The sequence below is a fragment of the Sphingomonas cynarae genome (assembly GCF_039537815.1).
Lineage (GTDB): Bacteria > Pseudomonadota > Alphaproteobacteria > Sphingomonadales > Sphingomonadaceae > Sphingomonas > Sphingomonas cynarae.
This window is the reverse complement of the sequence record NZ_BAABBF010000009.1, coordinates 22,632-35,861: the sequence shown is the minus strand read 5'-3', so window position 1 is coordinate 35,861 and position 13,230 is coordinate 22,632. Positions and strand designations below refer to the sequence as shown.

The window sequence follows — 13,230 nt, the reverse complement described above, 5'->3', positions numbered from 1 at the left end:
CGATTATGATCGGTCTGGTTCTGGTGACGCATGGGCGGCTCGCGGACGAATTCGTGACTGCGATGGTCCACGTCGTCGGCCCGCAGGAGCGGGTGGCGGCGATTGCGATCGGCCCCGACGACGACATGGAGTCGCGCCGGCTGGACATCGCCACCGCCATTGCCGAGGTCGATACGGGGCGCGGCGTGATCGTGCTGACCGACCTGTTCGGGGGCACGCCCTCCAACCTCGCGATCTCGCTGATGGAGCGCGGCCGGGTAGAGGTGATCGCGGGCATGAATCTGCCGATGTTGATCCGGCTGGGTTCCGCGCGCAAATCGATGAAGGTGGTGGAGGCGGTCGCCGCCGCGCGTGAAGCGGGGCGCAAGTACATCTCCGTCGCGTCCGAAGTGCTGGGCGAGGCGGCGGCATGACCGTGCGCCGTACCGTCACCATCTGCAATCGCCGTGGCCTGCACGCACGTGCCAGTGCCAAGTTCGTCACCATGGCGTCCAGCCTCCCGTGCGAGGTGCAGGTCGAAAAGCATGAGGGCGGCGCGGTGACGGGCACGTCGATCATGGGGTTGATGATGCTGGGCGCCGCGATGGGCGACAGCATCACCATATCCGCCAAAGGGGACGATGCCGAAGCGGCGGTGGCGGCACTGGTCAATCTGGTCGAGGGCAAATTCGGCGAGGACTGACCTCCGCCGATATCACCGTCATGCCGCGCGAGATCACCGCCTTTTCGAACCCGCTCATCAAGAGCGTCCGCGACCTGCGGGACAAGCGCCATCGTCGCGAACAGCGCCGTTTCCTGGCCGAGGGGCTGCGCATTCTGACCGAGGCGCGCGAGGCGGGGCGCCTGCCCGTCCTGCTGTTCTTCGCCGCCGCCAGCGCGACGCATCCGCTGGTCCGTACGTTGGTCGCGGCGGTCGAGCGGGCCGGCGGCGATGCCGTACAGACCACGCCCGACATCCTGTCGAAACTGTCGGGCAAGGACAATCCGCAGGCGGTGGTCGGCGTGTTCGAAGAGTTCGCGACCTCGCTGGCCGATCTCGATCGTCAGGCGTCCGGCATCTGGCTGGTGGCGGAGCGGCTGCGCGATCCCGGCAATCTCGGCACGATCCTGCGCACCGGCGATGCGGTGGGGGCCGGCGGACTGATCCTGATCGGCGATTGCGTCGACCCCTTTTCGGTCGAGGCGGTTCGCGCCAGCATGGGGGCGCTGTTCACCGTGCCCGTCGTCCATGCCGAATGGGCAAGCTTTCTCACCTGGCTCCGCACGGGGCCGGGCCAGCTCGTCGGTCTTAGCCTCGACACCGATCACGATTATCGCGGTGCACGCTATCAGGCGCCGACCTTTCTGCTCACCGGCAACGAAGCGCAGGGGATGCCCGAGGGCTATGCCGCCGGGTGCGATCTGCTCGTGAAGATTCCCATGCTCGGCAAGGCCGACAGCCTCAATGCTGCGGTCGCAACTGCGGTGATGGCCTATGAGGTGTTGGCACAGCAGCGGGGATAAGCTGCGATTTGCCCGTAATGGCGGAGGGGATCAGATGGCGGTTACGCTGCCCTGTTCGCCCGATGTCGCCAGTTTTGTCAGCGGGCGCGGCGTCTGCTCGACGGCGGGCAGCGGTTCGATCGACTTGCCGGCGGTATCGATATTGAGCGCCTCGAACCGTTTGGCGGTGGTCAGCACCTGGCTTTCCAGACTGCCGACGAACTGATTATAGGCGGTCGTCGCGGTTTCGAGATTGCGGCCGAGCTTGCCGACATGCTCGCCCATCTTGGCGAGCCGGCCGTACAGTTCCTTGCCCAGCATCCCAATCTCGCGCGCCTGTGCCGCCAGCTTTTCCTGCCGCCATACCGCCGACACCGTACGCGCGATGGCGATCAGGTTGGTCGGGGTTGCGAGCAACACGCGCTTGTCGAACGCGAAATCCCACAGGGTCGGATCATGTTCCAGCGCGGCTGACAGGAAATGTTCACCCGGCACGAACATGATGACATATTCGGGCGTATCCTCGAATTGCGTCCAGTAGCTCTTGTTGCCCAGACCGTTGACATGGTTGCGCATCGACTGGGCATGGGCGACCAGCCCCAATTGCCGCTCGCCCTCATCCACCGCGCCGAACGCATCCTGATAGGCATTGAGCGATACCTTGGCGTCGATAATGAGCGACTTGCCGCCGGGCACCTTGACGATCGCGTCGGGGCGCAGGCGACCGCCCTCGCCGTCCGATACGCTGACCTCCATCGCGAAATCGGTATGTTCGGCAAGCCCGCAAGTTTCCAGCACGTTGCGCAACTGTTGCTCGCCCCAGCGACCCCGTGCCTTGGGTGCGTTGCGCAACGCGTTGACCAGCTTGGCCGCTTCCCCGGACACACGTTCCTGACCGAGGCGCATCTGCTCGATCTGGCCCTTCAGGTCGCCGAACGCGTCGCGGCGTTCTGATTCCACCTTGGCCACACCCTCCTCGTACCGCAGCAGGCGGTCGTTGACCGGCTGGAGCAGCGCCGCCAGCCGCTGTCCCTGTGAGGTTTCCGCCTCGGTGAACCTCTGGTGCGCACGCTCCAAGAACTGCGTCTGGGCGCCTTCCAGTGCCCGTGCCGCCGCGGCGGCGAATTGCGCGTTCATCGCCTCGCGTGCGTCGGCCAGTTGTCGCAATGTTTCGGCGTGAGCGGCCTGCCGTTCCTCGCTCTGCGCCCGCAACGACGCCAGATCCTGGATGGCGCCGCGCGCCTCGAACAACTGCCGTACCGCATCGTCATAGGCGGCATCGCGTTCCGCCGCGCGGGCGCGCAGCGAGGCGAGGTCCTGCATGGCGGTATTGCGTTCGCGCTCCACCGCATCGCGGGTCTGGCGGAGAAGATCGGCATCGTCGGCGCGGGCACGCGCCACCGCCAGATCGCTCGCCAGCATTCCGGCCCGGCGTCCGGCGACCAGCCACCCGATCAGCAACCCCAGTGCAAGCGCCAGCAGTGCGACGATCAACAGTTCAGGCGCCATGGCCGACCACCGACATTTTTCGCGCCACCTGTATTTCCCTCATCCGGCGGGACTAACCGCCATGCCAGGGAACGTAGCAGGAACACGATCGGGGGGACAAGCCCCCTCTCAGCCGCGACGTTGCTTGGCCAGCTTCTTGAGCAGCATGTCGCGCTTCAGCTTCGACACGTGATCGATAAACAGAATACCATCCAGATGATCGATCTCGTGCTGCATGCAGGTCGCGAGCAGGCCGTCGAGTTCCTCCTCATGTGTCTCGCCCTGTTCGTCGAGCCAGCGCACCCGGCACCGGGCGGGGCGTTTCACCTCGGCATATTGCTCCGGAATCGACAGGCAGCCCTCGTTATAGGCCGACAGTTCCTCGCTCTCGCTCAGCACTTCCGGGTTGATATAGGCACGGGGGTCGCGAACAGGTTCGCTGTCCTCGCTTTCCTGTTCCTGCAGGTCGATCACGACGACGCGGCGGTCGACCCCGACCTGGATGGCGGCGAGGCCGATGCCGCGCGCCGCATACATCGTCTCGGTCATGTCGGCGACGAGCGTGCGAACCTCGTCATCGACGGCATCGACGGCGCGCGAGACGAGGCGGAGACGGGGATCGGGGATTTCTACGATGGGAAGTACGGCCATGCCGGGTCCGCTATGCGCGGGACCGGTGGCCGTCAAGTTTAGGCCACCGGCCGGCGTGCCCTGAGCGCCTGTGCCAGCGTCCCCTCGTCAAGGTAATCGAGTTCGCCGCCCACGGGCAGGCCGTGCGCCAGCTGCGTGACGCGCACCGGAAACCGCTCGATCCGCTCTGCCAGATAATGCGCGGTCGTCTGCCCCTCCAACGTCGCGTTCATCGCCAGCACCACCTCGTCGATCCCGCCCTGCCCGATCCGGCCGACCAGCGCATCGATCGTCAGATCCTCGGGCCGAATGCCCTCCAGCGCCGACAGCCGGCCACCCAGCACATGGAACCGGCCGGGAAACAGGCGGGAGCGTTCCAAGGCCCACAGATCGGCGACTTCCTCCACCACGCACAGCGCCCGGCTGTCGCGACGGGGATCGGCACAGATCGAGCACGGATTGGCGGTATCGACATTGCCGCAGGTCGAACACGTCTCCAGCCGCTCGTCGACCAGCGCCAGCGCATGGAGCAGCGGCGTCAGCGATGCCTCGCGCTTCTTCAGCAGGTGCAGCACCGCACGGCGCGCGGAGCGCGGCCCAAGGCCCGGCAGCCGCGCCAGCGCCTGCGTCAATGCATCGATCTCGGAGGAAGCCATCGAGGAACAGATAGGGGGTTGCACGCGGCCGCGCCAGCGGGGAGAGGCTGTCCCCCATGCGGATCGTCTTCATGGGAACGCCCGACTTCGCGGTGCCGACATTGGATGCGTTGGTCGAGGCCAGGCACGAGATCGTCGCGGCCTATAGCCAGCCGCCCCGACCCGGCGGGCGGCGTGGCCGCGAACTGGTCCCCTCCCCCGTGCAGCGGCGGGCCGAGGCGTTGGGCATCCCCGTCCATACCCCGGTATCGCTGAAGGGCGCGGACGAGCAGGCGGCGTTCGCCGCGCTAGCGGCCGATGTCGCGGTGGTCGCCGCCTATGGCCTGATCCTGCCGCGTGCGGTGCTCGCGGCGCCGGTGCATGGCTGCCTGAACGTCCATGGCTCGCTGTTGCCACGGTGGCGTGGCGCGGCGCCGGTGCAGCGGGCGATCATGGCCGGCAATGCAGAGACGGGGGTCGGCATCATGCAGATGGAGGCGGGGCTGGATACCGGTCCGGTCCGGCTGGAAGGGCGAACCCCCGTCGCGGGCAAGACCGCGGGCGACCTGACGGCGGAACTGGCGGCAATGGGCGCGCGGCTGATGGTCACCGTGCTGGGCGACCTCGCCGGTCATCCACCGGTGCCGCAGGTGGAGGAAGGCCTGACCTACGCCGCCAAGATCGACAAGGCGGAGGCGCGGATCGACTTCGCCGCGTCCGCCGTCGCGGTCGAGCGGCTGATCCGGGCGATGAACCCAGCCCCCGGCGCGTGGATCGAGGTGAAAGGGGAACGGGTGAAGATACTGGCTGCCGAGGTACTGCCCTTCACCTTCTACGGCACGGGCGAGACGGTGGACGATGGACTGACGATCGCGTGCGGTGATGGTGCGATTCGGCCAACGCTGGTGCAGCGGGCCGGACGCGGCGTGACGACGACCGAGGAGATGCTGCGCGGCTTTCCGATCCCGTCGGGGACGGCGTGTTGACGCGATTCGCGCTGACGGTAGAATATGATGGTCGGCCCTTCATGGGCTGGCAGCGCCAGCCGCATGGGCCGAGCGTACAGGGCGCGCTGGAGGCGGCGGTACGGGCGATCACCGGTGAAACGGTCGCGGTCCATGCCGCCGGACGCACCGATGCCGGCGTTCATGCGCTGGCGATGCGGGCGCATTGCGATATCGCCAAGCCGATCGACGCGTTCCGCCTGCGGGAGGCGCTCAACGCCCGGCTGCGGCCGGCGCCGGTGGCGGTGCTGGCGTGCGACATGGTCGCCGACGACTGGCATGCGCGCTTTTCATGCCTTGGCCGCGCCTATGAATACCGGATCGTCAACCGGCGGGCACCGTTGACCTGGGAACGCGGACTGGCCTGGCAGGTGCCGCAGCCGCTGGATGCGATGGCGATGGCGATGGCGGCGGCGATGCTGGTCGGGCGGCACGATTTCACCACCTTCCGCTCGGCGCATTGCCAGGCGGACAGCCCGGTCCGCACTCTCGACCGGCTGGAGGTGATCCATGCCGGCGATCGGATCGCGGTGATCGCGGCGGCGCGATCGTTCCTGCACCATCAGGTCCGCTCGATGGTCGGCTGCCTCGCGCTGGTCGGCATGGGGCGATGGACGCCCGATGACGTCGCCACCGCGCTGGCGGCACGGGATCGCGCGCGACTGGGGCTGAACGCGCCCCCCGATGGGCTGTTCTTCACCGACGCGGTCTATCTGGACTGACCGGTCAGCGAACGAAGCGCGCCGCCAGCTCGACATGCGTCGACCACCGGAACTGGCCGACCGGCTGGATCCAGTCGATCCGCCAGCCCGCCGCGACCATCGCCTTCGCATCGCGCGCGAAGCTGGACGGGTTGCACGAGACATAGGCGATCGTCCCGACCGTGCAGGCGGCCAGCGCGGCGGCCTGTTCGCGCGCGCCGGCACGGGGGGGATCGAGCACGACTGCGTCGAACCGATCGAGTTCGGCCGCGGTCAGCGGCCGGCGATACAGATCGCGATGTTCCGGAAATACGGCGCGACCGCGGAGATGGGCGGCGGCCTTCAGTGCGAACAAGGCATCGCGCGCACCCTCGGCGGCATAGACCTTGCCGGGCAGTGCGAAGGTGAAGGTGCCCAGTCCCGCGAACAGGTCCGCCACCGTTTTCGCCCCCGCGACGGCCTCGACTACCGCTGCGACCAAGGCGTCTTCGCCCTCGCGGGTCGCCTGGAGGAAGCCGCCGGGGGGAAAGCCGACCGGCACGCCGCCCAGTGTGATCGTCACCGGTTGCGGTTCCCAGCGGGTTTCCGCGCCAAGGCCGTCATCGACCGAAAAGCGTGCGACGCCGTGGCGCTCGCAGAACCCGGTCAGCGCTTCCGCCGCCTCCAGCCCTTGCGGTGCGAAACCGGTGACGAGGATGTCCGGCCCCTGATCGGCCAGCGCCAGATGCACGTCGGCCCGGCGCTTCAGCCCCAGCCGCTGGAACAGCGCCCTGAGCGGCGCGACCAGGGCGAACAGCGGCGGCGCCAGGATATGGCATTCGCGCATGTCGACGATCTGGTGGCTCGCCTCGGCCGTGAAGCCGATCAGCCCACGTTCGGCATGGAGTGTGGCGCGCCGCCGGGTATTGGGCGGCGAGAGCAGCACGGGGCGCAGCGGCGCGGTCAGCCCCTGCGCATCAAGCGCGGAAGCGATGCGATCCGCGACGAAGGCGGCATAGCTTTCGTCATCGAGTTGCTGGAGCTGGCACCCGCCACAGGTCGGGAAATGTCGACAGGGGGGCGTCTGGTGATGCGGGCCGGGCACGACCTCGCCCGTCTCCGTCAGAGTATCGCCTGGGGCGGACAGGGGGGCGTGGCGGCCGTCATCGGCGACACCATCGCCGCGCGCGGCGACACGGAGGATCAGGCTCATCGGACGCGCGATAGCGCGGCGGCGAGGTCGTCGGCAATGAATGATCTGCCGCAAACCGCCGCCGCCGCGCGGTGCAGCCAGACGGCGGCCCCCGCCGCCTCGAACGGCGGCAGGCCGGCGGCGAGCATCGCGCCCGCCGCCCCGGCCAGCACATCGCCGGTTCCGGCGGCAGACAGCCAGTCGCTGGAACCGGCGGATACCGCCACCCGTCCATCGGGCGCGGCGATCACCGTGTCGGCGCCCTTGTGGACGATCACCGCGTCCGCGCGCCGCGCCGCCATGCGGGTGGCGTCGATCTTGCTGCCCCACGCCTTGCCGAACAGATGGGCGAATTCTCCGGCATGGGGGGTCAGGATCGTCGTGGCGGTGCGCGGCGCATCGACGTCGAGCAGGCGCAACGCGTCGCCATCGATCACCAGCTCATGTCCGCTGCCGATCGCGGTCGCGAGCCGGGCACCGGTCCCATCGCCCCTCCCCAGCCCTGGTCCGATCACGACCGCACCGATACGCGGATCATCGAGCGCGTCGGGCGACCAGCGCCGCCGTACCAGCCCATGGGGCGGCCCCTGCCCTTCGCCGAGATACAGGACATATCCCGCCCCTGCCCGCATCGCGGCAAGGCTCGCCAGTTCGGCCGCGCCGGCCATGTCGCCACCCACCACCGCGACCATGCCGCGGCTGTACTTGTGCGACTCGGGACCGGGGTCGGGCAGGACGGGGCGGGCAAGAACATGGGCGTCGCCGGTGACGGGAACGCCGATATCGAGCACCCTTACCCTGCCGGCCTGTCGCGCCGCCGGCTGGAGGAGGTGCGCAGGCTTCGGTGCGGCCAGTGCGAGAGTAACGTCGAAACGGGGCGGCATGGTCGGCACCGTCCCGTCATCGGTCGCGACGCCGCTGGGCAGATCGATCGCGATCCGCAGGCTGGCTGCATCGGCCAGACGGTGGAGTGCGGCGGCCGTCCGGTTCTCCAGCGGACGGGTCAGGCCGGTGCCGAACAGGGCATCGACCAGTATTGGCGCGGGCAATGCCGTACCCAGCGGCTCGACGGGTCCCGTCCAGCGGCGTCGCGCATCGATGGCGAGGGCGCTGCGCGGCTCGTCATCGGCCGCGACCCGGACGGCATGTCCCGCCGCCGTCATCAGGCGCGCGGCGACATAGCCGTCACCGCCGTTGTTGCCCGGTCCGCAAAGGATCAGGATCGCCGACCCTCCGGCCAACCGCCCGACCGCCGCAGCGACGGCCGCGCCGGCCCGTTCCATCAGCATGGCGGGATCACCACACGCCTCTTCCGCCGCCCGCATCGCGGCGGTGGTCAGTATCGGATAGCCGTCGATCGGTGTCATGCCGGCGGGAACGGCCGATCGACGGCTTGGCTCCGTGACATCAGATATCCGCGTAGACGTGCCGTTCCGCCTTGGCGCCCGGATGCGTCACGGCGCCCAGATGCGCTGGGCCGACATTCTGCGCATACCGCCACAGCGCGCCCGCCTGATAATCATTGACCCGCGGCCGCCATGCGGCACGGCGGGCATCGAGCGTGGGGGTGTCGACGATCAGGTCGATCGTTCCCGCTTCGGCATCGATACGGATCGTGTCGCCATTCTCGACCAGCGCGATCGGCCCACCGTCCGCCGCCTCCGGCCCGACATGGCCGATGCAGAAACCGCGCGTCCCGCCGGAGAAGCGGCCATCGGTGATGAGCGCGACCTTTTCGCCCATACCCAGCCCATAGAGCGCGGCGGTGGTGGACAGCATCTCACGCATGCCCGGCCCGCCCTTTGGCCCTTCGTAGCGGATCACCAGCACCTCGCCCTCGGTAATCAACCGCGCCTCGACCGCCGCGAAGCAATCCTCCTCGCAATCGAACACCCGCGCCGGTCCCTCGAACTGCAGGCGGTGCATCCCCGCGACCTTCACGATCGCACCCTCGGGGGCCAGCGTGCCACGCAGACCGACGACCCCGCCGGTCGGGGTGATCGGCGTCTTCACGTCGTAGATCACCTTCTGGTCCGGGTTCCATGTCACCCGGTCGATATTCTCGGCCAGCGTCTTGCCCGTAACCGTCATGCAGTCGCCGTGCAGATACCCGCCCGCCATCAGCGTCTTCATCAGCATGTAGACGCCGCCGGCCTCGTACATGTCCTTCGCGACATATTGCCCGCCGGGCTTCAGGTCGGCGATATACGGCGTGGTCCGGAACACCTCGGCCACGTCGAACAGGTCGAAATCGATCCCCGCCTCGTTCGCCATTGCCGGCAGATGGAGCGCGGCGTTGGTGGAACCGCCGGTGGCGGCGACGACGCGCGCGGCATTCTCGAACGCCTCGCGCGTGCAGAGCGCGCGGGGGCGCAGCTGGTTGGCGACCAGCTCCATCACCTGCGCGCCGGCGGCGATCGCGATCTGTTCGCGGCTGGTATAGGGAGCCGGCACCATGTTGCTATTGGGCAGCGACAGGCCGATCGCCTCGCCGACGCAGGCCATCGTGTTGGCGGTGAATTGCCCCCCGCACGCGCCGTGGCCAGGACAGGCGACCTTTTCCAGTTCCTGCAATTCGGACAGCGGGCAGGAACCAGCGGCATAACGGCCGACCACCTCGAACACATCCACCACGGTCACGTCGCGGTCGTGATAGCGGCCGGGCAGGATCGATCCGCCATAGACGAAGATCGACGGCACATCGAGCCGCAGCATCGCCATCATCATGCCGGGCAACGACTTGTCGCAGCCGGCAAAGCCGACCAGCGCGTCGTAGCAGTGGCCGCGAACCGACAGTTCGACCGAATCGGCGATCACTTCACGGCTGACCAGCGAGGATTTCATCCCCTGATGGCCCATCGCGATCCCGTCGGTGACGGTGATGGTGTTGAACCGACGCGGCATCCCGCCGGCCTGGATCACGCCGCCCTGTGCGGCGTCCGCCTGCGCATCCAGCGTGGTGTTGCACGGCGCAGAATTATTGCCCGCGGAGGCGAGCGCCACGAACGGCTTGGCGATATCCTCCTCGGTGATCCCCATCGCATAATAATAGCTGCGATGCGGCGCGCGTTCAGGGCCCACCGAGACATGGCGGCTCGGCAGGCGGGACTTGTCGATGCTGGTCATGGAACGCGCCTATGTCGCGAAACCGGTGATTCACGCAAGCTTATTACGCCCATCGCGATAGGCGACCGCTCGTCTCAGTCAGAGCGCGGCGAGCGCCTTGGCCACGCCATCCATCGTGAACGGCTTCTGCAGCACTGGCCGGTCCCGGAAACGCACGTCGACGCTGTCGTCCCCGCCCCCGGTCGCGAAGACGAACGGCACCCCGGCGGCGGCCAATGCCTCGGCCACCGGCGTGCTCTTTTCGCCACCACGCAGATTGACGTCGAGGATCGCGGCATCGATCCCGCCCTGACCGACGCGTTCCAGCGCAGTCGCGACACTGTCGGCGCTGCCCGCGACCTGCTGGTCGAGGATGTCGAGGAAATCCTCCAGCATCATGGCGATGAGGGGTTCATCCTCGACGATGAGAATCTGCTTGGCTTCGGTCATGCTTCCCGCCCTTAGCGGTACTCGCCGCGTAAAAGCAACGTCATGCCCCGGCCAATACGTCGCGCGTCGCATCGGCCAGTTGCTGGACCGAGAACGGCTTGGGCAGAAACGCCACGTTGTCGATGTCGATCGAGTTCCGCAGCTGCTCCTCGGCATAGCCCGACATGAACAGCACCGGGAGATCCGGATAGCGCTCGCGGACGTGGCGGACCATCGTCGGTCCATCCATCGTCGGCATGACGACGTCCGAGATCAACAGGTCGGGGCGGGCTGCCTCGCGCAGCAGCTCCAGCGCGACCTCGCCATTCTCCGCGGTCAGCACGGTATAGCCCTGCCGCGTCAGCGCGCGCTCGGCGACGGCGCGAACCATGTCCTCGTCCTCGACCAGCAGGATGGTCCCCTGCCCCCACATCTCGCGGACGCGGACGGCCGGCTTGGGCGGGGGGGCGATGCGCAGCGCCGGCGCGCCCGTATCGGCATGGACCGGCAGATACATGGTGAAGGTGGCACCCTGCCCCGGCCGCGAATCGGCGAATATCCAGCCGCCCGACTGCTTGACGATGCCATAGACGGTCGACAGACCGAGCCCGGTACCCTTGCCCGTCTCCTTGGTGGTGAAGAACGGCTCGAATATCTTGGGCAGGATTTCAGGGGGGATGCCCGCACCCGTATCGGTGACGGACAGCGCGGTATAATCGGCCGGCGGCAGGATATCGATCGCCATCTCGCGTACCTCGGCGGCGGATACGGCGCGGGTATGGATGGTCAACGTGCCGCCGCCGCCGGGATTGGCGGACATGATCGCATCGCGCGCATTGACCGCGAGGTTGACGACCACCTGCTCCAGCTGCCCCGGATCGGCCCGCACCGCGCCCAGCCCGCGCCCGTGGCTGACATCCAGCCGCACCGTTTCGCCCATCAGCCGTTTCAGCAACGTCGATACCTCCGACACCACGTCGGGCAGCTGCAGCACCTGCGGCCGCAGCGTCTGCTGGCGGGAGAAGGCGAGCAGCTGCCGGGTCAGGCTGGCGGCGCGGTTGGAGTTGGTGCGGATCTGCTGGATGTCATCGTAATCGCTGTCGCCGGGCGAATGGCGCATCAGCATCAGGTCGCAATGCCCCAGGATCGCGGTCAGGATATTATTGAAATCATGCGCGACGCCACCGGCGAGCTGGCCCACCGCCTGCATCTTGGTCGCCTGTGCGACCTCGCGTTTCAGCCGGGTTTCCTCGCTGTTGTTCTTCAGGCTGAGCAGCACCGCGGCATCGCCCAGCCCGCGCGCGCCGGCGATGGTCAGCGCGACGGGTTCATCCGGGTGGTCCTTCAGCCGGACCGCCATGTCGGTGGAATGGGTGGCGCCGCTTGCGAAGCGGCGGATCGCGTCGGCGACCGCAGCCTTGTCCTCGCGCACCACGAGGTCGCCGGGATAGAGCGGGATCGATTCGGCATCGACACCCGCCGCCCGCAGGAATGATTCGTTCATCTGCATGAACCGCCCGTCGCGATCGACCAGCGCCATGCCGAACGGCATCAGGCTGACGAGCGAGCGGACATGCTCGGTGGCGGAAGCGCCTTCGCGGATACCCGCCGCATCATCCCGGTCGTCGAGAATCATCACCAGCAGCGGCGCCTGCTCGTCATCGAGAAACGGCACCTGCAACAGGCGCAGCGGCGTTCCTTCCAGCCCCTCGCGTTCGAACCGGACCAGGCCGCGACTGTCGGTCATCAGCATGTCGACGATGTCGCGGCCGTTGATCGTGCCCGGCCGGCCCAGCGCACGCCGGGCGAGCACCGGATTGGCGGCCAGCACATGGCCATCGGGCGACACAAGGGCCGCCATGATCCCCGCCTCGCCCAGTCGATCGCCGGTCGGCCCCGCGATCAGCGAGCGGGCGGCATCGGCGCGATCGCGTTCACGCTTGGGCTCGAATCGCCAGACAAGCATGTCCGCCTCGTCCCCGGCGCGGATGATGCTGACGCCGAGCGTCGCGTCCATCGCCTCGACCCCGTCGACGCGGGCGATCCCCTCCCGCCATGCTTCGCGTGCCGCCTCGGCCAGCGCGGCATTGGCCTCGTCATCCAGCGGCAGCGAAGGCGGGGTCGGAAAACCATCGAAGATCAGTTCGTAACTGTCGTTGGCGCAGACCAGCCGGCCGGCGCGATCGGTGATCGCCACCGCATCACCGCTCGCCCCCGCCACCGCGCGGGTGAGGTTCCAGTCGACCGCGCGAGGCCCGGTGCCCGCCACCGGCGCCAGCAACCGCCACGCCACCGTGATCGCCACCCCAACGATCGCCGCCGCCAGGAAGCCGGCGGCCATGATCCAGCTGCCCGCGAACACCATCACGACCGCCGCGGCGGCCATACCCGCAAGGATTGCAACGATGGCAGCCGCCAGACTGGGTGACGAACGAGGGGAGAAGACGGCCATGGCATCGCTTTCAGTCGGCAACGGCATGGCGTCAACCCGTAGCATCGGCCCCGATCATGCCCGATCCGGGACCGACACGGCACACGCACCGAAATCCGTTAGCCATCACAAAGGGTTGCAAGCCGTTATTTGC

13 protein-coding genes are annotated in these 13,230 nt (G+C 68.1%); 5 read left to right on the top strand and 8 right to left on the bottom strand.

The window, feature by feature from the left end; genetic code table 11:
- Positions 1-5: 5 nt before the first annotated feature.
- The 3 genes from ABD719_RS15955 to ABD719_RS15945 are packed head-to-tail and all read left to right on the top strand — an operon-like array spanning position 6 to position 1,503.
- The gene (locus tag ABD719_RS15955; RefSeq protein WP_192127738.1) at positions 6-413 is read left to right on the top strand and encodes a PTS sugar transporter subunit IIA; all 408 of its coding nucleotides are present in this window, start codon (positions 6-8) and stop codon (positions 411-413) included.
- Positions 410-682 carry an HPr family phosphocarrier protein gene (locus ABD719_RS15950; protein ID WP_344694354.1) on the top strand — a complete coding sequence of 91 codons (273 nt, stop codon included), beginning with the start codon at positions 410-412 and terminating at the stop codon, positions 680-682. The genes ABD719_RS15955 and ABD719_RS15950 overlap by 4 nt, the downstream gene beginning before the upstream one ends.
- Before the next feature lie 20 nt (positions 683-702).
- Entirely contained in the window at positions 703-1,503 is an 801-nt protein-coding gene (locus tag ABD719_RS15945) for a TrmH family RNA methyltransferase (RefSeq protein ID WP_344694353.1), read from the top strand.
- Positions 1,504-1,533: 30 nt separating this feature from the next.
- Here the strand turns inward: ABD719_RS15945 and ABD719_RS15940 are convergent, their stop codons facing one another.
- The 3 genes from ABD719_RS15940 to recR all read right to left on the bottom strand — a co-directional run bounded on the left by ABD719_RS15940 (position 1,534) and on the right by recR (position 4,256).
- Positions 1,534-2,991 carry a DNA recombination protein RmuC gene (locus tag ABD719_RS15940; protein ID WP_344694352.1) on the bottom strand — a complete coding sequence of 486 codons (1,458 nt, stop codon included), beginning with the start codon at positions 2,989-2,991 and terminating at the stop codon, positions 1,534-1,536.
- Positions 2,992-3,099: 108 nt separating this feature from the next.
- Entirely contained in the window at positions 3,100-3,621 is a 522-nt protein-coding gene (gene def, locus ABD719_RS15935; protein WP_344694351.1) for a peptide deformylase, read from the bottom strand.
- 38 nt (positions 3,622-3,659) lie between these two features.
- Complete coding sequence (gene recR / locus ABD719_RS15930) at positions 3,660-4,256, bottom strand: recombination mediator RecR (protein WP_344694430.1); 597 nt, start codon at positions 4,254-4,256, stop codon at positions 3,660-3,662.
- Positions 4,257-4,312: 56 nt separating this feature from the next.
- Here recR and fmt point away from each other — a divergent pair, with 56 nt between their 5' ends.
- Together fmt and truA are read left to right on the top strand one after the other, a co-directional pair.
- Positions 4,313-5,221, top strand: a complete 909-nt coding sequence (gene fmt / locus ABD719_RS15925; protein ID WP_344694350.1) for a methionyl-tRNA formyltransferase — start codon at positions 4,313-4,315, stop codon at positions 5,219-5,221.
- Entirely contained in the window at positions 5,218-5,961 is a 744-nt protein-coding gene (truA, locus tag ABD719_RS15920; protein ID WP_344694429.1) for a tRNA pseudouridine(38-40) synthase TruA, read from the top strand. The genes fmt and truA overlap by 4 nt, the downstream gene beginning before the upstream one ends.
- A gap of 4 nt (positions 5,962-5,965) precedes the next feature.
- Here the strand turns inward: truA and ABD719_RS15915 are convergent, their stop codons facing one another.
- From ABD719_RS15915 to ABD719_RS15895, 5 genes are all read right to left on the bottom strand, one after another.
- Positions 5,966-7,132: a class I SAM-dependent RNA methyltransferase gene (locus tag ABD719_RS15915; protein ID WP_344694349.1), complete on the bottom strand. Its 1,167-nt coding sequence runs from the start codon at positions 7,130-7,132 to the stop codon at positions 5,966-5,968.
- Positions 7,129-8,478, bottom strand: coding sequence for an NAD(P)H-hydrate epimerase (locus ABD719_RS15910; RefSeq protein WP_344694348.1), 1,350 nt, complete (start codon positions 8,476-8,478; stop codon positions 7,129-7,131). The genes ABD719_RS15915 and ABD719_RS15910 overlap by 4 nt, the downstream gene beginning before the upstream one ends.
- 40 nt (positions 8,479-8,518) lie before the next feature.
- A complete protein-coding gene (ilvD, locus tag ABD719_RS15905; protein ID WP_344694347.1) occupies positions 8,519-10,237 on the bottom strand; it encodes a dihydroxy-acid dehydratase in 1,719 nt (572 codons plus the stop codon).
- Between the two features lie 78 nt (positions 10,238-10,315).
- A complete protein-coding gene (locus ABD719_RS15900; protein ID WP_192127719.1) occupies positions 10,316-10,666 on the bottom strand; it encodes a response regulator in 351 nt (116 codons plus the stop codon).
- Positions 10,667-10,706: 40 nt separating this feature from the next.
- Positions 10,707-13,124, bottom strand: coding sequence for a hybrid sensor histidine kinase/response regulator (locus ABD719_RS15895; protein WP_425567191.1), 2,418 nt, complete (start codon positions 13,122-13,124; stop codon positions 10,707-10,709).
- Between the last annotated feature and the right edge of the window lie 106 nt (positions 13,125-13,230).